Annotated in this window: 16 protein-coding genes and 5 pseudogenes; 15 read left to right on the plus strand and 6 right to left on the minus strand. The window is 50.8% G+C overall.

All coding sequences use genetic code 11. The features are described 5' to 3' along the window. The first annotated feature begins 109 nt into the window (after positions 1–109). The 5 genes and pseudogenes from OVA10_RS23160 to OVA10_RS26220 form a co-directional block, all read left to right on the plus strand. Positions 110–1,540, plus strand: coding sequence for a site-specific integrase (locus OVA10_RS23160; RefSeq protein ID WP_268196967.1), 1,431 nt, complete (start codon positions 110–112; stop codon positions 1,538–1,540). Between the two features lies 1 nt (position 1,541). Continuing rightward, positions 1,542–3,299, plus strand: coding sequence for a hypothetical protein (locus OVA10_RS23165; protein WP_268196968.1), 1,758 nt, complete (start codon positions 1,542–1,544; stop codon positions 3,297–3,299). Positions 3,300–3,310: 11 nt separating this feature from the next. Further along, a complete protein-coding gene (locus OVA10_RS23170) occupies positions 3,311–5,338 on the plus strand; it encodes a hypothetical protein (RefSeq protein WP_268196969.1) in 2,028 nt (675 codons plus the stop codon). Continuing rightward, complete coding sequence (locus OVA10_RS23175; protein WP_268196970.1) at positions 5,335–5,862, plus strand: hypothetical protein; 528 nt, start codon at positions 5,335–5,337, stop codon at positions 5,860–5,862. Before OVA10_RS23170 ends, OVA10_RS23175 begins: the two co-directional genes overlap by 4 nt. After that, positions 5,847–6,032: pseudogene (locus OVA10_RS26220) on the plus strand (hypothetical protein); the annotation flags it as partial. The gene OVA10_RS23175 and the pseudogene OVA10_RS26220, both read left to right, overlap by 16 nt. Positions 6,033–6,178: 146 nt before the next feature. Here OVA10_RS26220 and OVA10_RS23180 read toward each other — a convergent pair. From OVA10_RS23180 to tnpA, 6 genes and pseudogenes are all read right to left on the minus strand, one after another. Then, positions 6,179–6,523, minus strand: a pseudogene (locus OVA10_RS23180) (IS66 family transposase); the annotation flags it as partial. A gap of 31 nt (positions 6,524–6,554) precedes the next feature. Beyond that, positions 6,555–8,115 (minus strand): annotated as a pseudogene (gene tnpC, locus OVA10_RS23185) (IS66 family transposase). Positions 8,116–8,134: 19 nt separating this feature from the next. Beyond that, a complete protein-coding gene (tnpB, locus tag OVA10_RS23190) occupies positions 8,135–8,482 on the minus strand; it encodes an IS66 family insertion sequence element accessory protein TnpB (RefSeq protein ID WP_268196971.1) in 348 nt (115 codons plus the stop codon). A 315-nt stretch (positions 8,483–8,797) separates the two neighbouring features. After that, on the minus strand, positions 8,798–10,354 hold the full coding sequence (gene tnpC, locus OVA10_RS23195) for an IS66 family transposase (RefSeq protein ID WP_268196972.1): 1,557 nt from the start codon (positions 10,352–10,354) through the stop codon (positions 8,798–8,800). A gap of 19 nt (positions 10,355–10,373) precedes the next feature. Next, complete coding sequence (gene tnpB, locus OVA10_RS23200; RefSeq protein ID WP_268196973.1) at positions 10,374–10,721, minus strand: IS66 family insertion sequence element accessory protein TnpB; 348 nt, start codon at positions 10,719–10,721, stop codon at positions 10,374–10,376. Further along, the gene (gene tnpA, locus OVA10_RS23205; protein WP_268196974.1) at positions 10,718–11,392 is read right to left on the minus strand and encodes an IS66-like element accessory protein TnpA; all 675 of its coding nucleotides are present in this window, start codon (positions 11,390–11,392) and stop codon (positions 10,718–10,720) included. The genes tnpB (OVA10_RS23200) and tnpA overlap by 4 nt, the downstream gene beginning before the upstream one ends. 69 nt (positions 11,393–11,461) lie before the next feature. Between tnpA and OVA10_RS26225 the strand changes: the two genes are divergently transcribed. From OVA10_RS26225 to OVA10_RS23250, 10 genes and pseudogenes are all read left to right on the plus strand, one after another. Then, positions 11,462–11,557, plus strand: a complete 96-nt coding sequence (locus OVA10_RS26225) for a group II intron maturase-specific domain-containing protein (RefSeq protein ID WP_442788008.1) — start codon at positions 11,462–11,464, stop codon at positions 11,555–11,557. Between the two features lie 242 nt (positions 11,558–11,799). Then, positions 11,800–12,590 (plus strand): annotated as a pseudogene (gene tnpC / locus OVA10_RS23210) (IS66 family transposase); the annotation flags it as partial. A gap of 81 nt (positions 12,591–12,671) precedes the next feature. Beyond that, positions 12,672–12,854: pseudogene (locus tag OVA10_RS23215) on the plus strand (type VI secretion system contractile sheath small subunit); the annotation flags it as partial. Between the two features lie 269 nt (positions 12,855–13,123). Further along, positions 13,124–13,672: a type 1 fimbrial major subunit FimA gene (gene fimA / locus OVA10_RS23220; RefSeq protein ID WP_268196975.1), complete on the plus strand. Its 549-nt coding sequence runs from the start codon at positions 13,124–13,126 to the stop codon at positions 13,670–13,672. A gap of 71 nt (positions 13,673–13,743) precedes the next feature. After that, complete coding sequence (locus OVA10_RS23225) at positions 13,744–14,280, plus strand: fimbrial protein (protein WP_268196976.1); 537 nt, start codon at positions 13,744–13,746, stop codon at positions 14,278–14,280. Positions 14,281–14,305: 25 nt separating this feature from the next. Next, positions 14,306–15,031, plus strand: coding sequence for a fimbria/pilus periplasmic chaperone (locus OVA10_RS23230; RefSeq protein WP_268196977.1), 726 nt, complete (start codon positions 14,306–14,308; stop codon positions 15,029–15,031). Positions 15,032–15,153: 122 nt separating this feature from the next. Beyond that, positions 15,154–17,739, plus strand: a complete 2,586-nt coding sequence (locus tag OVA10_RS23235) for a fimbrial biogenesis usher protein (RefSeq protein ID WP_268196978.1) — start codon at positions 15,154–15,156, stop codon at positions 17,737–17,739. 10 nt (positions 17,740–17,749) lie between these two features. After that, entirely contained in the window at positions 17,750–18,280 is a 531-nt protein-coding gene (locus OVA10_RS23240; protein WP_442788019.1) for a fimbrial protein, read from the plus strand. A gap of 12 nt (positions 18,281–18,292) precedes the next feature. Beyond that, positions 18,293–18,796: a fimbrial protein gene (locus tag OVA10_RS23245; protein ID WP_268196979.1), complete on the plus strand. Its 504-nt coding sequence runs from the start codon at positions 18,293–18,295 to the stop codon at positions 18,794–18,796. A gap of 14 nt (positions 18,797–18,810) precedes the next feature. Next, on the plus strand, positions 18,811–19,764 hold the full coding sequence (locus OVA10_RS23250; RefSeq protein WP_268196980.1) for a fimbrial protein: 954 nt from the start codon (positions 18,811–18,813) through the stop codon (positions 19,762–19,764). The last annotated feature ends 66 nt before the right edge of the window (positions 19,765–19,830 follow it).

A 19,830-nucleotide genomic window follows, 5' to 3' on the forward strand; every position in this document is an offset into this window, starting at 1 on the left:
CTCTAACTCTTTAATTACATTCACACATTCAAAATGATGAAAATCTCTCGAATGGGTGGCCAAAACCCTCCTATACTCTATTCAGCACTGGAATTCGAGGGATTCTACTATGTCTGTTCGTTACACAAATCTCGGTGATTTTCTCATCGAAGCAAAACCCTGTTTCAGCTTCACTGAAAGTGGGAGTCTTTTGATGTCTTGGGATGATAGCGGTATATATCTTAAAAATATGATCTTACTCTTTGACTCACAGGACCACCCCATTAATGCGGCTAATGAGTACTTAATTCATTGTAATGCTGTCGACATGCGGAAGGATCTTTGCACTATTGCAAAAGGCTTAACATTGTTTTTTGATTTTCTAGAACGAGAAAATATATCCTGGTGCGATATGCCTCGTGCGAAGCACCAGCGTCCTCTCTATCGCTTCCGTGATTATCTTCAAGCCTTACACGATCATGTTGAGCCGATAAGTGGAAAACGACGACTTGCAAGTTCTACTGCAAAAAGTTACCGCGGAGTTGTTGTTGGTTTTTATACATATTGGATAGAACATTGTGGGGGATTCCTGAGAGCTCCATGTCAGTTTAGTGAAGTTTATATTCCTGATGGCAGAATATTTGGGCATATTAATCGATACATTAAAGTCAGAACAACTGATCTGAAGATTATTGCACGCGACAAAGTTAAAAATACTCGTCTCCCTAATCATTTACGCCCTCTGCTCAAAGAACAGAGGCCTGAACTACAGTCACTTTTAAAGGTTCTTCATAGCAGAAGGGGGTATGCCAGAGAGAACAATAAATATATAATTAAAGCCATTTCACCTGAATCGTGTATAGCAGTATATCTCGCTTTGTATACAGGAATGCGTAGAATGGAGGTTCTTACTTTCAGTAGTACACTGATTCAGCCAGTTCTTTATAACGAAAAAGCCATAACCATCATGATTGGACCTGGCAATAATTGCCATACAAAGCGCGGTGAGTCAGGAGAAATTAAAATTCCGGCATGGCTTATGCATCACTTATATGCTTACAAACAGAGCGCACGATACAAAGCGAGGTTGTCAAAATACCTACTCCATACTTCAGACTCTTTATCTCATCAATATCCACCATTATTACTAAATAATAAGGGAATGCAATATCACGAAAATTCGCTCAATGCTCGCTGGGGAGAAATACGAAATGCGGTACGCATTGATTTCACTATGCCTGAATTTTCACATAAGTTTCATAATCTTCGATCAACTTACGCTACATATCTGACGATTGCATTATTGCAACTGACTCATTCCGACCAACATCCACTGCATCCAAATCAACCTGTCATGACCAGGGACCAGGTTGAGTCAGAAGTTCAGGCTCGTTTGCGCCATTCATCAGCCCAGACTACAGCTTTGTATGTTAAATTCTGGGAGGACAATAATCTTGCAAGGCAGTCTGATCGCATTTATCAGGAGGGGCTGGATCTCATTTATGGCGACGATAAAACGATAGGTATCTGGGGAGATTTGAACCCGGACATGGAGCACTGAAATGGCAAAAATACCTTGTGCGGGATTGTACACTATTTCAGAATGCGACATCCATTCTACAGACTATTCTGATTTGATTCTTACTGTAGAGCATCATGCAACCAGAGAGAGTGTATGTAAACCAATTTATGTCTTTCGTTTGCTTTATGATGGAGTACCGCCATTCAAATCGATCAATAAAGTAAAAATTCATGTTTCCCGTCTACCGTTAATCAACAAGATTTATCAGTGGCTTGTCGCCAGTATTAAAAAATTGAGTGGTAGCACGGTTTATTACGACTTTAATATGGTCGTCTTTTTTTTTCGCTTTTGTGATGCAACTATGCGGCCAGTTGAGTTAACCGAATCGACCGTAAGCGCATATGCGCAACATCTAAAAATGCAGGTTAACCTCAATTATCGTTCTCATAACTATTATAGAGGAATGAGTGATCGGTTCGCAGCATTCCTCATTTGGGCAGGATATGATGAGCTCGCAGACCTTATGCCAAAAATCGTTCGCCATAATATTATGTCCTCTAATACATTGGCATATTCTGACGATGAACAGACAGGTGTTTCTCGCGATCTTTTTCGGGTGTTTAATGTTCTCGTCAGTCGACTTAAAAATGGGGAGCCAAAGACCTGCCCCTTCGAACAACCAGCCACAAACTGGGACTCAAGTCCAACTAACAGTACAAGGTGGCTCAATAAATTATCGGTAACGGCGCTCTTCCTTACTGCTAATTTCACCGGAGACAACAATACACCTCTTAGATATCTGCGTCGAAGCGACATAGCTGAACGCAGGTTCTATTTTGATAAGACAATCAATCTTTTTCGTTTAATCAGTAGCAAAGGGCGGCAAGGGGGAAGGGCTAACGTATGGGACATGGGGTTTACCCGTAGGGGAAGAGATTTTTTTAGCACCTATCTTAGCTGTCTTGCACATTTAAACCTGCCGCAGGATGCTTATCTATTTCCTCGATTTGTCAACGGTCAGTATGACGGCAATATATACTCAGCTGATCTTATTAGTTATGTTAACTGGTTTATCGCTCGCTGCACTCACCAGGTCAGACCTGTAATCAGCCGATTTCGTCAAAGTAAAAGTGATGGTCTTATGGCTGATACGAATTCCATAGCCATGGTTGCAGAAGGTCTGAACAATCTGAACAGTACCGCGGCAAGGCATTACATGAATGGAAACCCACACAATAACCGAAATCGCCTTGGCAGTGCTGCAGAGGCTTTAGAACTTACGATGCGCGGTGCAAGCATTGATGAAGCAAGAAAAGCGGTTGAGGCAAAATATGGTAAGCCTTTGCGAGTGCAGGACATCATAGACAAAGGTGAGCCGGAACCTGCATCGACAAAATCAGGCATACGGTGCAGACAGCCGTTTGGAAAATACGCAAAAGAACTGAAGCGAGAGCTGGTTTCCAGCGGTTTATTAGACCAGTCGGAGTCGGTAGCTTGTTTCAAGTTCCTTGACTGTTTTGGATGTGAATTTCAGGCACTGGTTGCTGAAGTGGATGACATATGGTGTATGTTGAGTTTCCGTGAAAGCTTATCTGAGGCTTTCTTGCGTCCTGCGATTAATCACCATCTTCCGATAACCCGTATTCATGATGTCATGAGTAAAATACATATTATGCTAACTGAGGTTGCACAGGATTACCCGAAGGTTTACGCAGAAGCCGTAAGCAAATTCAACAACCATGCTCATCCTCTGTGGGATGATGAGAATTCTGCGGCAGACTTTTATGAGATCTGGTGAGGAATAAATTGATGAATCCGCGATTTAAACCTGCAAATAGCAATATTACGATCACATCACCTAACTGGGTGGAACTGCATAATGATGGCAGGTCTTCTTTGAATGACATTATTGTCAGCTACGACCCAGATAGCAGACCTCTTAGCTATTTTTTGGACGATATCTGGGATTTCAGAGCCTATGTTCTTACCCGTTCAGGTAACAGCCAGGGAGTAGCTGTCTGGAACTGGGGAAGAATTCCGGAAAGCTTTCGTAAGACAGTCAGGCATTTAATGTACACCCATCTGTTCGAAAAGAGGCGTACCTCCAGCGAGGGAATCTCTGGAGTCTCGGCTAGATTCAACGCATGGTCTGCACTTTCACAGCTTTGTATTCAGTGTGGAATACCAGTAATGTCCGCGCTTGGTGATTCTGGAATGCAACAAAAATTAATGGATGCAATTTCAGCCCGTAAATTAACGGTGACAAGGGTTAAACATCTTCTTGCCGGACTCACTCTGGCCCATCGGTATGGGTTTGTTCATTTCCCCCTCAAAAATGTAACATTACTTGCTGAAAAACTTGCTGACAAAGGTAAAATATCACAACAAACGCTCGCGATCCCACAGCCGCTGGCAGTGCAAATTTATTCCCATGCGATTCACCGGCTAGAAGCCTGGCATAGTTCACGAAACGACCTTGCTTTGCTTTTCAGTGAATACCTGTCACTAGTGGAGCAAAAACGGCCAAAGCCAGTCAGTAACACACTGCTTCGCTATGAACTATTCTTGTCAACGCTCTCAAAGCAGGCAAATTATATTTATGCTCCGTCAGATACGCTGACGGTTTTCTATAACGATATTTTGGCGGCATGCGGCACAGTTATTGGTGCCGTCAGCGGGATGAGAAATGGTGAGTGGTATGAACTTGAGGCTGGCTCATATCATGAACAAACGTTCAAAGGTATCACTCACAGCCTTTTGACTGGAAAAACCAGTAAATACAGCCAGGGTATTCCGGTTCGTCATGCGTGGGTGACTGCTCCAGTAGCGAGAGTAGCAACAGAATTACTGGCGGTGGTAACAGAACCGCGCAGGAAAAGACTGAGGATCGAGTCCGATGTTTTAAGGCGATCAGACAGGCATAACGCCGCGAAAAAGCTTGAAGAACATGGAAAATCACTTTTTTTAGCTCTCGGCGCCCGTGGCGGGAATATTGTGTTAACAAAATCCAGCATAAAGAATGCACTGGACAGACTTGTTGCAACAGCCCCAGCTAAAGATGGTTCTTCAGGGGCGTTTCTAAGGGAGGAGCATCTACCAGAATTTAAAGCGCTCAATAAGCAGTTGAATAAATTGGATATTCCCTTGAATAAACTATGGCCAATCGCCACTCATCAGTTTCGACGAACATTTGCTGTATTCTTGTTACGCAATAACTTTGGGTCGTTTTTGCAGGTGAAGCAACAGTTTGCTCATACGAACCTCAGCATGTCAGTCTGGTACGGACGTAATGCTGAGGTCGCAAAAACATTTGATATGGAGCAAGATCCTGAGATTCAGTCTGAACTTGCTGAAATGAACATGCTGTTGATGACTGATATTGCAGATAAGATCTACCTGACAGATGAGCCGGTTTCAGGTACCGCGGGTACCCTGATTCGCAAGCAGATAGCTCAAGGCAATATTGTGTTCCATAACAGGGAAGAAATAGAGGCGGCGATCCGCAAAGGGGAATTATCCATCGTGGACAACGGACATAGTTTATGCCTTAATCCGGGCTGTGAGCGACTGGAATGTACAATGGATCCACTTCTGAATCCGGTGTTATGCAGCCATGATGTCATGCTGTACCAGCATGCACTATTGCGCGCTGATTTGCGTGAACGTCTCATAGCGCGTCACAGCAATGCTGTCAGACAGAATTTGAATCAGCCTAATATACTTTCAAAAACGCTTGTTGGTATTCGTGCCTGCGAAAAAGTAATGGCAGATCATGGTATTCAGTTTGAACCATATAATCTGAAAAGCAGTATAAATATTCAAAGGTGTGAAAAATGAGCAGAAAACCCAGCAAAACAGAAATCCAGCTGCAACTGTTTGAAGATGCACTGGAACGTCTGCTTAGAAATGAAGGCAAACATATTTCACCGGGAAAAAAACTGTCCATAGCACTGCTGGCTAAAGAAGCAGCAGTGGGTAGCGGGACGTTATATTACAATCCTTATAATGAATTTCGAAAGCGCGCATGTGACATGATTGCCCAGTATAATAAAGGAAAACGTGAAGAGAGGGGGGATATAGTAAATCAGCATGATTTACTTCAGTCACTAAGAAAAGAACGAGACAATGAGAGAAGACTGAAAGTTCAGTACCGCGAATCCTGTGATAATCTTAAATTACAAGTTCACCGTCTCAGTTTTGAGCGAGGTACTACTGAACATGCTTTATATCAGGCCACACTGCGTATTGCCGAACTGGAAGCGAAAATTGAGAATTTAACATCCATACACACCACTAGCTCTGCTCCTGAACCTGCCGGAAATATTATGCAACTTCCTCGAAATCTCCAAAAACGGATGTGAAAACAGCACTGCTAAACCTTGCAGCAGCGTTCACACATTACAATGAAAACCACCCGCACAGGGCCCTGGAAAGCTGGCTGTGTGAAATGATGAAAACCCTTTCGCGACACTCGGAGCGTAAGCGTCGTCTCAGCACCGTCTGGCAGATCCTGAAATTCCTGAGAGGATAGTGGACACCAAATATGGTGGACGCTATCCATGAAATCATTAACCACAGTGCGTAAAAAAAGCCCTAATTATCCCGTTGAGTTTAAAATCAAAATGGTTGAACTCTCGCATCAACGTAAGCGCTCCGTCCTGAGCGTGGTCGTAAGGATTATTTTACAGAAGAGAGGTTCCAGGGCAGCAGTTCATGTAGCCGGTTTGAAGGCCAGGCGTTGATCTTGCTTATAACATCACGCAGCCAGCCTTCCGGCTCCACGCCGTTCAGCTTGCAGGTGCTAACCAGGCTGTAGATGACCGCCGCGGCCTCACCGCCGTTATCAGAGCCGAAGAACAGATAATTTTTTCTGCCAACTGCCACTGAGCGCAACGCGTTTTCACCGATGTTATTGTCGATCTCTACCTGACCGTTGCGGCAGTATTCGTTCAGCGCATCCCATTGTTTCAGCATGTACGCGAACGCCTTCGCCATCTCATCGTGGACCGACAGCGTTTTCATCGTAAGCGTCACATCCAGACCGTATTGACTGTCAGGCTGAGGTAAGATCGACTTTCCACGGCAGCAGATCGCGCAGCCGGTTTACCGGCCAGTCCTGGATATGCCCCAGCACATAGCGCAGCCACGCCTCCGGCTCCACGCCGTTCAGCCGGCAGGTGCCGAGCAGCGAGTACAGCACCGCTGCCCGCTCACCACCCGCGTCTGAACCGGCGAACAGCCAGTTTTTCCGGCCCAGGGCAACGCCACGCAGTGCGTTCTCCGCGATGTTGTTGTCTATCTCCACCCAGCCGTTGCTGCAGTACAGGTTCAGCGCGTCCCACTGCTTCAGCAGGTAGGCGAACGCCTTCGCCGTATCCGAGTGGCGCGACAGCACCTTCATCTGAACCTGTATCCAGTCATACAGTGACTGCATTAACGGGATAGTCTGCTCTTTACGCACCGCCAGCCGCTCCTCTGCCGGGCTGCCGCGTATCTCCGCCTCGATGGCATACAGTTTTCCGATTCGCTTCAGCGCTTCGGTTGTAATGTCGGTCGGTGTCCGGGCATGCACGTCGTGGATTTTTCGCCGGGCATGGGCCATGCAGGCCGCTTCCATGATGCGCCCGTCTTCGTACAGCGCGTTGTAGCCACCGTACGCGTCCGCCTGCAGGACACCGCTGTATCCCGCAAGGTGCTGTTGTGGATGGACACCTTTCCGGTCCGGTGAGTACGCGAACCATGCCGCCGGCGGAAGCTGTGACCCCGCATTGCGGTCATCCCGCACGTAGACCCACAGCCGGGCCGTGCGAGTTTTACCACTGCCCGGCTCCTGAACCGGCACCGGGATATCATCGGTATGCACCTTGCCCGGCATCAGCACGTACTGGCGCAGCAGGTCGTACAGCGGCTCCAGTAGTTCGCTGACCGCACCGGACCAGCGCCCCAGCGTGGCACGACTCAGCTCCACGCCCTGACGACGGTATATCTCTGACTGACGATAGTTCGGCGAACTTCGCCGTGACGATGCGCGCCAGCAGGCCGGGGCCCGCATAGCTGCGCTCGATGGGGTTTGATGGCATGGAAGCCTGAACGATGTGGTCACAGCTGCAGCAGGCCAGCTTCGGCCGCTGCGTTTCGATAACCTTAAAGGCGCTGCTGATAAGCTCCAGCTGCTCCGACTCGTCGCAGCCCAGCAGGCTGAGGTCGCCGCCGCATTCCGGGCAGGCGCTTTCTGCCGGCGACAGCGTGCGGGTTTCGCGGGGAAGTGAGGCGGGCAGCGGTTTGCGGGCGGAAGACTGACGCAGCGGCTGCGGGAGTGCCGGGTCATGCTGCTCACCCGGCACCTCCGCCATTTCCTCCTGCAGGGCGCTGATGCGCTCTTCTGCCTCACGCACCTGCCGCTGCGTTTTCTCACGCAGTTTTTCGGAGCTCTTGCCGAACTGCATGCGCTGAAGCTTAGCAACCAGCGCCTTCAGGCGGTTGATTTCGCTGGCGTACGTCGCCACCCGCTGCGAGAGCAGACGGTTATATTCCGCCATTTTGCGGATGGTCGTTTGCTGCTCCTGCAGCAATGCCCTGAGCCGGGCATTTTCATCGGGGTATGAGGTCTCCATAACCCCACTTTACAGCAGGTTATATGCGTATTCCAGGCCGTTCCGTCCGCTGGGGATGCTTCCAGTTTATGCCTTCCAGCAGCATCGACAGCTGCGCCGGCGTCAGATGAACCTTACCGTCACGGGTCACCGGCCAGACGAAGCGCCCGCGTTCCAGCCTTTTAGTGAACAGGCACAGGCCGTCCCGGTCCGCCCACAGCACCTTTATCATGTCGCCACGACGCCACCGGAAGATGAACAGGTGGCCGCTGAACGGGTCATCGTTGAGGACATTCTGCACGCGGGAGGCCAGGCCGTTGAAGCCGTTTCTCATGTCCGTAACGCCCGTCACCAGCCAGATGCGGGAACCTGTAGGAAGGGATATCATCAGCCACCTCTCTTCAGTTCGCGAACCAGTGCCGACAGCATGGCCGGGGTGAGATTGCCGGACAGCTTGAGGCGTGCACGGCCGATGCTGACCTCACAGCGTTGCCCGGTATCCGGTGGCAGGCTCTGTGCTGATGATGCCGGGACAGCGGGCAGCACGGGTTGAGAGTATTCGGCGGTCACAACAGGAACGATATCGTCACGGATAATGGCTGGTGCCGGATGCTCATCAGATGGCGCATCAACCAGATGACGATAGCGCTGACGCCAGGTGAACAGCAGGTGTAAGCGCCCCGTGAAGGACGTGGGGTAAAAATTAGTTTACAGAGAGGTTGACGTTCCAGGGCAACAGCTCTTTCACGCGGTTGGCAGGCCAGGTATTGATGACGCTGATCACGTGGCGCAGCCAGGCTTCTGGCTCGATGCCGTTGAGTTTGCAGCTTCCGATCAGGCTGTACATCACTGCTGCACTGTCGCCACCACTATCAGAGCCGAAGAACATGTAGTTACGCCGCCCCAGCGCAACCACACGAAGTGCGTTTTCGCACAGATTATTGTCGATCTCCACCCAGCCATTGCGACAGTATTCGTTCAGGGCATCCCATTGCTTCAGCAGATACGTGAACGCCTTCGCTGTATCAGAGTGGCGCGACAGCGTATTCATTTGCCCCTGAAGCCAGTCATAAAACGACTGCATCAGCGGTACCGTTCTGGATTTTCTGATCGCCAGTCGCTCTTCTGCCGGACTGCCGCGGATCTCTGACTCGATAGCATACAGCGCCCCGATACGACTGAGCGCTTCTGTTGTTACTGTTGTTGGATGGCGAACATGTACATCGTGGATCTTGCGTCGGGCATGCGCCATGCAGGCCGCTTCGGTTACCCGCCCATTTTCATAGAGGGCGTTATAACCCGCGTACGCATCAGCCTGCAGGATACCGCTGTATCCCACCAGATGCTGCTGTGGGTGGATACCTTTGCGGTCGGGAGAGTAGGAGAACCACACGGCTGCCGGCATGGTCGAACCAGCGTTGCGATCGTCACGAACATAGACCCACAGCCGACCGGTACGGGTTTTACCATTACCGGGCTCCAGTACATTCACCGGCGTGTCGTCGGCATGCACTTTACCCGGCATCAGCACATAGTGGTTCAGTTCATCATACAACGGACGAAGCTGCTCTCCCATAACATCAACCCAGCGTCCCATCGTATTGCGGCTCAGCTCCACGCCCTGGCGGCTGTAGATTTCAGCCTGACGATACAGGGGAAGATGTTCAGCGAACTTTGCCATGATGATGCGGGCCAGCAGGCCCGGGCTGGCGTAACTACGCTCGATGGGTTTCGGCGGCAGCGGAGCCTGCACGATACAGTCGCACCGGCTGCAGGCCAGTTTTGGCCGCACCGTTTCTATAACCCTGAAGGCTGTGTTGATGATATCCAGCTGTTCGGAGATACTTTCGCCCAAAGGTTTCAGTTTACCACTGCAGACGGGGCATTCGTTTTCTGGTGGGTAGATAAACTGCCTGTCGCGGGGGAGTGCTGCCGGAAGCGAATTACGGGCAGATGAGTCTGATGCTTTCGGCGTATTATCTCCGGCCATTGAGGTGAGCTGCGACTGCGCTTCGCCAAGCCTGTTCTGGAGTTCGGTTATGCGCTTTTCAGCCTGCACGATCTTCTTTTCTATCTTCTCGCGGTTTTTCTCGCTACTGCGGCCGAACAGCATTCTCTGCAGTTTAGCGACCAGCGCTCTGAGTGAGTCGATCTCGCGGGCATAGCCGGTTATTTCATCGGACAAGCGAACGATAACCGCCTGTTGTGCGACCAGCAGGGCCTTCAGTGGCTCGATGTCATCGGGGAGTGAACTGTTCATGCCCCTGTTTTATCATGGGTTATATCCGTATGCCAGGCCGTTCCGTTCGTTTTGGATGCTGCCACGCGATCCCCTCCAGAAGCATGGACAACTGGGTGGGCGTCAGATGCACTTTCCCTTCACGAGTCACCGGCCACACGAAGCGGCCCCGCTCGAGGCGTTTGGTGAACAGGCATAGCCCGTCACGATCAGCCCACAGGATTTTCACCATTTTGCCGCTACGGCCACGGAACACGAAGATATGCCCGGAGAACGGATCATCTTTCAGCGTGTTCTGCACCTTTGAGGCCAGACCGTTGAAGCCGCAACGCATATCTGTGACGCCCGCGATGCTCCAGATTCTGGTGCCAGTCGGCAACGTTATCATCGGACACCACCTTTCATTTCGCGGATTAGCGCCCGAAGAAGCTCCGGGGTCACCGGGTCAAACAACTTTACAACGCCTGATTTAAGATGCAGCTCGCACCGTGGCGCGTTTCCGGGCTCATCTCCAGGAGAGTCATAAGGTTTGTTTCGCCAGAAGGGATTCGTCACTGCCCTGATCGGCTCTGGCGTATCAGTCAGCGCCACCGGAACAGGCTGGCATTCCTGTATGTCATCATCGCTCAGTAAGCCGTCCTCGTACTGGTTTTTCCATTTAAACAGCAGGTTATCATTTATATCGTGCTCTCTGGCGATCCGGGCAACGACAGCACCTGGTCGTAATGCCTGCTTCACCAGGCTGACTTTAAATTCACGGCTGTAACTGGCACGCCTGTCTTTGCGCCATTTTTCTTCGTTAATTTCAGGACGAGTGGATTCATTTTTTCGGTTGGCATAAAGGATGGCATCAAGCTGAGCGAATGAAATTGAGTCAGGCAACGGCCATGCGAAACCGGATGCAATAAATCGCTGAAAAAGCGTATGTATTGTCGAGTGACTGAGGCCAAGACGCTGGGCGATGATCCTGATGCTTAACTTGTCTTCAAATCTTAATCGCAGAGCATCGGGTAGATAAGAACGGAAGCAGGTAATATCTTTTGTTGTCCGGGAATTCATCGTTCGTGTCCATCAATATAGATGGGCGCGATTGTTGCCAGACAGGACAGTTTTCACAAGACGTCGTAGATGGTGCGCTTACTGTCGGCAGAAGAAATTGCGGAAAGAATCAATCCGCAGCTGCGTGGATGGATCAATTATTATGGGAAGTTTTATCCAAGTTAAATGAACAGGTTATAGCGAATACTGGACTGGCGGTTGGTAAAGTGGGTCCGGTGCCGTTATAAGCAATACCGGTGGCATCAAAGTCGCTCCAGCGAAGTACTGGAGCGGATCAGACCGCGTAATAAGACACTGTTTGTACACTGGAAGATAGAGTTGAATAACAGGAGCCGTATGAGGTGAGAGCATCACGTACGGTTCTGTGAGCGGCCAGAGGGGGAGGATCCCTCTGGTCTACTCGACCGCCTGTCCGTGTGCTGTTGCCAGGGAATAAGAAAACGAAGAGCTGGCGGCTGTGGACGTACGTTCGTGACGACCGTAACGCCGGGTCAGAGCTGGCGCCGGCGGTGTGGTTCGCTTACAGCCCGGACAGAAAAGGTCTCCACCCGCAGAGCCATCTCGCCAGCTTCAGCGGTGTTCTGCAGGCGGATGCGTACGCCGGGTTCAACGAGCTGTACCGCAATGGACAGATAACGGAAGCTGCCTGCTGGGTTCACGCCCGTCGCAAGATCCACGATGTGCACGTTCGCCCCCCGTCAGCCCTGACGGAAGAATCCCTGAAACGGATCGGCGAGTTGTATGCCATAGAGGCGGAAATAAGGGGGATGCCGGCAAAGCAACACCTTGCAGAACGTCAGCAAAAAGCTAAACCGCGGCTGAAATCCCTGGAATGCTGGCTACGTGAAAAGATGAAAACGCTGTCGCGACACTCAGAACTGGCGAAAGCATTCATGTACGGACTGAACCAGTGGCCAGCGTTGGCTTACTATACTGACGACGGCTGGGCCGAAGCAGATAACAACATAGCTGAGAATGCGCTGCGGATGGTCAGCCTGGGCCGCAAAACTACCTGTTCTTCGGTTCGGATCATGGAGGAGAGCGGGTAGCGCTGCTGTACAGCCTGATCGGGACGTGCAAACTGAACGGAGTGGAGTCAGAAAGCTACCTCCGCTATGTACTTGACGTCATTGCTGACTTGCCGATAAACAGGGTCAGCGAGCTGCTCCCCTGGCGCGTAGCGCTGCCAACTGAATAACACATCCCCGTCAATACGGTTCTCGCTGCACGCTTACGCATATTTCGGATTAATTCCTTTGCCTGAAAGACTGGAGGTCTTATGAGCAATCTCTTTAAGAACGAAATACCTAAAGCGTAAAGCACGCGTTAACCTGAAATTGGATTTACATACTGGTGGATCTTCTAAAAAACTGAACTTCCCCTGAAGCTTCTGGTTTCAGGTGATTTCGGCAACGGCGCCGAACAGCGTTCCCTTTCTGAACGCCAGAAGGTCGTTATTAATTATCAGTTACGGCATTCTGAGAATCCCTTCCGGGATAGGTTCTAAGGCGCACCTGTAAATGAAACCCTAAGCGATTACATGAATTAATGCACATAAAAAACTGTGCAGATATTTATTATAAAGCTAAGGCGCACATAAAAGAACTGCTATTTTTGCGGGGAGTAAATTAAATTGCTTCTTTGCTCCTCATTAGTGCAAATAATTCTGCAGCTGTTTGATTAGACAGATGCAGCATTATTCGATAGCTCGATTTTTTTAAGGAAAACAGCATGAAAATAAAAACACTGGCATTCGTTGTTCTGTCAGTTTTGTCCTTGAATTCCACGGCAGTTCTGGCTGCCGCCACTGTAGTTAACGGCGGCACGGTGCATTTTAAAGGTGAAGTCGTTAACGCAGCCTGCGCAGTTGATGCCGGTTCTGTCGATCAGACCATTCAGTTAGGTCAGGTTCGTTCAGCAACACTCGCTGCCTTGGGTGACGTCAGCTCTTCTGTTGGCTTCAATATTCAGTTGAACGATTGTGATACCACGGTAGCCACCAAAGCATCCGTTGCTTTCACAGGTACTGCAATTGATGGTTCTAACACAAGTGTACTGGCACTGCAGAGTTCTACTGCGGGCGGCGCGACTAACGTCGGCGTACAAATCCTTGATCGTACCAATACACCGTTGGTTGTGGATGGCGCAACTTTTAGTGCTGCAACCACGCTGAACGATGGCACCAACATCATTCCGTTCCAGGCTCGCTACTTCGCCACTGGCGCTGCAACTGCTGGTACCGCTAACGCTGACGCTACCTTTAAAGTGCAGTACGAGTAACTTCTTCATCAGGCAAGGAAGCATGTAGGGCTAGGATTGCCCGTTATCCAAATAAGACTGGGGTAATAACGATGCTAAAGATGAAGTCGGGTCTGTTGATATTTTTGCTATCACCTCTGACGCAGGCTGTTCAATGGGACGTTATGTTGCCGGGAGGGAGCATGCGTTTCCAGGGGATAGTCATTGCCGAGTCCTGCCGCGTTGAAGCGGATGACCGACAGATGACCGTCAATATGGGGCAAATCAGCAGCAATCGGTTTCATTCTGCGGGAGAGGATAACAATCCTGTCCCTTTCGATATTCACCTACAGGAATGCAGTACCGCGGTTAGCCAGCGCGTTGGTGTGGCATTTCACGGCGTCGCCGATGGTAAAAATCCTGACGTGCTCTCGGTTGGCGAGGGGCCAGGGATCGCTACCGGCATTGGTGTTGCACTGTTTGATAAAACAGGCAGTCTGATCCCACTCAATGCGCCACCAGCATCATGGACACAGCTGCATACTGGCCCGACCACGCTGCATTTTGTCGCTAAATACCGTTCCACCGGTAATCAAGTCACCGGAGGGGTTGCAAATGCTCAGGCCTGGTTCTCCCTGACCTACCAGTAATCAGTGCCAATAACAGGAAATAACAGTGAGTAATAAAGAGGTAAGCATGAAAAATACACTGGGTACTCTGCGTGGTTCACTGGCGGGACTTTTACTGATTGCAACCACCGGTTTTACCGCGCAGGCCCAAGCAGGCGTGGCGCTGGGTGCAACCCGGGTCATTTACCCGGCAGGACAAAAGCAGGTTCAGTTAGCGGTAACGAATAATGATGAAAAGAGCACTTATCTCATTCAGTCTTGGGTCGAGAATGCCGATGGCGAAAAAGACGGGCGTTTTGTTATCACCCCACCGCTTTTTGCCATGCAGGGTAAAAAAGAGAGTACCTTGCGTATCCTCGATGCGACGAATAACCAGCTACCGCAAGACCGGGAGACCCTGTTTTGGATGAACGTCAAAGCGATTCCGTCCATGGACAAATCGAAGCTCAGCGATAACACCCTGCAGCTGGCGATTATCAGCCGTATCAAGCTCTATTACCGCCCGGAAAAACTGGCGCTGCCGCCCGATCAGGCCCCTGAAAGTCTGAAGTTTCGCCGTAGTGCAGGCTCGCTAACGCTGATCAACCCTACGCCTTACTACCTGACGGTTACTGAACTCAATGCCGGTACCCGAGTGCTTAAAAATGCGCTAGTCCCGCCGATGGGTGAAGCCAGCATCAGTCTGCCCGCTGGTGCTGGTAGTGAGATTACTTACCGGACAATTAACGACTATGGCGCACTGACCCCGAAAATGAAAGGCGTAATGCAGTAATTAATTGGGGAGCTGCGCGGGGCTCCCCTTGAACGATAAAAATACCGATTGCCGGGCGACTTTGGACCGGAGAGATTATGTAACATCTTAAATATGGACCTTACCGTTTGGATACTCGGCGTATGACTTCAGGATTTGAGCGTACATTCGCGCATTTTTCTGTTGCTTTTTTACTTGTATCGGCAACTTTCTACGTGCGGGGTGAGCTTTATTTCAACCCACGTTTCCTGGCGGACGATCCAGGTGCCGTGGCGGATCTGTCCGGTTTTGAAAAAGGCCAAGAACTGCCACCTGGAACCTATCGCGCGGACATTTACCTGAATGACGGGTATATGACCACCCGCGATATCACCTTTAATGCAGGTGAAAACGGCCACGGATTAACGCCATGCCTCACCCGAGGGCAGCTTAACAGCTTTGGAGTAAATACGCCTGCTATACCGGGAATGGGCGCAATGGCATCTGACGCCTGCGTGCCATTAACTGAATTGATCAAAGATGCCACTACCCGTTTTGACGTCGGTCAGCAGCGGCTTTATCTGACCATACCCCAGGTGTTTATGGGCAATAAGGCGCGCGGCTATATTCCGCCTGAACTCTGGGACCACGGAATTAATGCCGGACTGCTGAACTACAACTTCTCCGGCAACAACGTCCATAACGGTGTGAGCGGCAGCAGCAACTACGCGTACCTAAACCTTCAAAGCGGGATGAACCTCGGTGCGTGGCGTCTGCGTGACAACACCACCTGGAGCTACAACAGCAGTGGTAATTCGTCGACCAGTGAAAACAAGTGGCAGCACGTCAATACATGGCTTGAGCGCGATATCACCTCGCTACGTTCGCGCCTGACCATGGGCGACAGCTATACCAACGGCGATGTTTTTGATGGCATCAACTTCCGCGGTGCGCAGCTCGCTTCCGATGACAATATGCTGCCGGACAGCCAGAAAGGATTTGCTCCGGCGATCCATGGGGTTGCCCGCGGCACGGCCCAGGTCTCCGTGAAACAGAACGGCTATGAGATCTATCAGAGCACGGTACCGCCCGGCCCGTTCATTATCAACGATCTTTACTCCGCAGGCAACGGCGGTGATCTGCAGGTGACCATCAACGAGGCCGACGGCAGCAGCAATGTTTTCACCGTGCCCTACTCTTCCGTCCCGGTACTCCAGCGTGAGGGCCATACCCGCTATGCCGTCACCGCCGGTGAGTACCGCAGCGGCAACGGGCTGCAGGAAAAACCAAAGTTCTTCCAGGTGACGCTGTTGCACGGGATTCAGGCAGGCTGGACACTGTACGGGGGTACCCAGCTGGCGGGCCGCTACCGTGCTTTTAACCTTGGCGTGGGTAAAAATATGGGCGAACTGGGTGCTCTGTCTGTGGACATCACTCAGGCCAACGCAACCCTGCCCGATGATAGCGATCATCAGGGGCGGTCAGTACGTTTCCTCTATAACAAATCGCTGTCGGATACCGGAACCAATATTCAACTGGTGGGCTACCGCTACTCCACGCGCGGCTATTTTAGCTTAGCTGACACCACTTACAGTCGGATGAGCGGCTACAATGTAGAGACCCAGGACGGCGTGATTGAAGTGAATCCTAAGTTCACAGACTACTACAACCTCGCTTACAACAAACGCGGTAAAGCGCAGCTCAGCGTCACCCAGCAGTTGGGGCGTACCGCTACCCTCTATCTGAGCGGTAGTCATCAGACCTACTGGGGCACTGACAAGGTAGACCAGCAGCTGCAGGCGGGGCTGAATACTGTCATTGATGATATCAACTGGACATGGAGCTACAGCCTGACCAAAAACGCCTGGCAGCAGGGACGTGACCAGATGCTCGCGGCCAACGTCAATATTCCATTCAGCCACTGGATGCGCTCAGACAGTAAATCCGTCTGGCGACACGCCAACGCCAGCTTTAGCTCGTCTCATGACCTTGACGGCGAGGTGACGAACCTGGCTGGATTGTACGGTACGCTGCTTGAGGACAATAACCTGAGTTACAGCGTACAGACCGGCTATAACGGTTATCCCGGCGGCGGTAGTAGCAACAGTACTGGCTATGCGGCGCTGAACTATCGTGGCGGCTATGGCAACGCCAACGTGGGCTACAGCCGCAGCGACGGTGTAAGGAATCTTTATTACGGCCTGAGCGGCGGCGTGTTGGCCCACGCCGACGGCATCACCCTGAGTCAGCCAATGAATGACACTGTCGTGCTGATCAAAGCTCCTGGCGCAGATGGGGTAAAATTAGAAAACCAGACTGGTGTTCAGACAGACTGGCGCGGTTATGCCGTGCTGCCCTATGCCACCGAATACCGGGAGAATCGGGTGGCGCTCAACACCAACAGCCTTGCCGACAATGTCGATTTGGACGATACCGTGGCAAGCGTGGTGCCCACTCACGGCGCGATAGTCCGCGCTGAATTTAAGGCCCACGTCGGACTCAAGCTGCTGATGTCGCTTATCTATAACGGTAAGCCGGTTCCCTTTGGTGCACTGGTCACAGTGGAGGGGAGCCAGGGGAGCAGCATCGTCGCCGATAACGGCCAAGTGTATTTGAGCGGAATGCCGCTGATCGGTAAAGTCCGGGCGAAGTGGGGAGAGGGACCGAACGCCGGCTGTGAGGCCGACTATAGTCTCCCGCCAGAAAGCCAGAACCAGACACTAAGCCAGCTGTCAGCCGAGTGCCGCTAAGGAAATCATGATGATGTTAAAAACACTTTACCTGCTGAGCACCTTTATACCGCTGACGGTTGCCAACGCCAGAGCGGCGGACAGCACCATCACTATCAGCGGCTACGTTCGGGATAACGCCTGCGAAGTCGCTACTGAATCAAAGGATTTTACCGTTGACCTTATGAATAACGCAGCAAAGCAGTTACATACGCCTGGAGCCACCACGCCCCTGGTGCCCTTTCGCATTGTATTGTCACCCTGCGGCAGCTTGGCCACGGCGGTTAAAGTTGGTTTTGTTGGTATTGCCGACAGCATTAATGCAGACCTGCTAAAACTCGACGGCGGCGTGTCAGCTGCGGCGGGCATGGGCGTGCAGATCCTTGACGGACAGCAGACAGTGCTGCCGCTCAACGCCACATCATCCACCATCCAGTGGACCACGCTTACCCCCGGCCAGACCAACACGTTGAACTTTTATGCCCGACTGATGGCAACTCAGGTACCGGTGACCGCCGGACACGTAAATGCAACCGCAACATTCACACTTGAATTTCAGTAAGCTGAGGCTCTGATGAATTTTACCCACACCGGTTGGCTTCTGGCCACAGTGCTGGCGGCGTCCACCCCAACGTTACAGGCTGCCGACGTCACCATTACCGTTAACGGCAAGGTTGTGGCGAAACCGTGTACGGTTTCCACCCTTAACGCCATCGTTGATCTCGGCGACCTATACACCTTTAATCTGGTGTCTGCTGGCTCTTCTTCGCCGTGGCACAGCGTAGCGCTCAACCTGAGCAACTGCCCGGTAGGCACGTCACGGGTCACAGCCAGCTTCAGCGGTACGGCAGATTCCACTGGCTACTACAAAAATCAGGGTACCGCAGGAAATATCCAGCTTGAACTGCAGGATGACGGCGGTACCACGTTGAATACCGGCGCGAAAAAAGAGGTCCAGGTGGATGAAGCAACCCAGTCAGCCAGCTTCCCGCTACAGGTCAGAGCGCTGACGGTCAACGGCGGGGCCACCCAGGGAACTATTCAGGCGGTGATTAACGTCACCTACACCTACGCCTGAGCCAGGAGAAAACGATGACGGTTAATATATTCATCAGTTCATTAAGAACTATAGTTATGTTTTACTTATTTGTAGGGGCCTCATTTAGTACTTATGCTTTTACTTGTAAAGATAGTACAGGGCAAGAACTAAGCTATTATAATGGAAACACTACTGCTAACGTTTTTGTTAATTTGACTCCGCAGATAAAACCTGGCCAGGTTCTTGTGGTTGACCTGTCACAGTCAATTTCATGTAGGAATGATTCTTTTGCAGATCCTCCCAGGAGACATGATTATGTGTCAATATTACAAGGAACTACATTTGGTGGCGCGCTAAATAGTTTTACAGGTACTCTTGGGTACTATGGTAATAGCTATAATCTACCGACGGTCGCAGAAACTGCCTCTTATGATTTGCAGTCAGCTTCATTCATTGGATGGGATGCTCAATTATACCTTACACCAATATCTGCCGCGAGTTCTGTTCTAATACATACGGGTGAGAAAATAGCAACAATAGTAATGAGACAGGTTGGATCAAATTATGATGATGGAAGCAACCAACACCAATTACGATTCACTTGGAATATTTATGCAAATAATAGTGTTTTTGTACCAACAGGAGGCTGTGATGTTTCAGCCCGAGATGTTACTGTAACTCTCCCTGACTATCCTGGTACGGCACCAATTCCATTAACGGTCTATTGTGCGCAGAACCAGAATCTGAATTATTACCTTTCAGGCACTACTGTAGATGCGGGCAACACAGTTTTTGCAAACACTGCATCATCATCGCCGGCACAGGGGGTTGGCGTTCAGTTGACACGCAACGGCACCGTCGTTCCCGCCAATAATACGGTATCGTTAGGAACCGTAGGAACCTCGGCGGTCAGCCTGGGGTTAACTGCCAATTATGCGCGCACTAGCGGACAGGTGATTGCGGGTAACGTGCAATCAATTATTGAAGTGACCTTTGTTTACCAGTAATGCGTTTGTTGCGGATGGCGGCACGAGAATTAATCACATTCTGTCGCCATATACTTTGGCAGCCGA

This window comes from Lelliottia sp. SL45, assembly GCF_026672535.1.
Classification (GTDB): domain Bacteria; phylum Pseudomonadota; class Gammaproteobacteria; order Enterobacterales; family Enterobacteriaceae; genus Enterobacter; species Enterobacter nimipressuralis.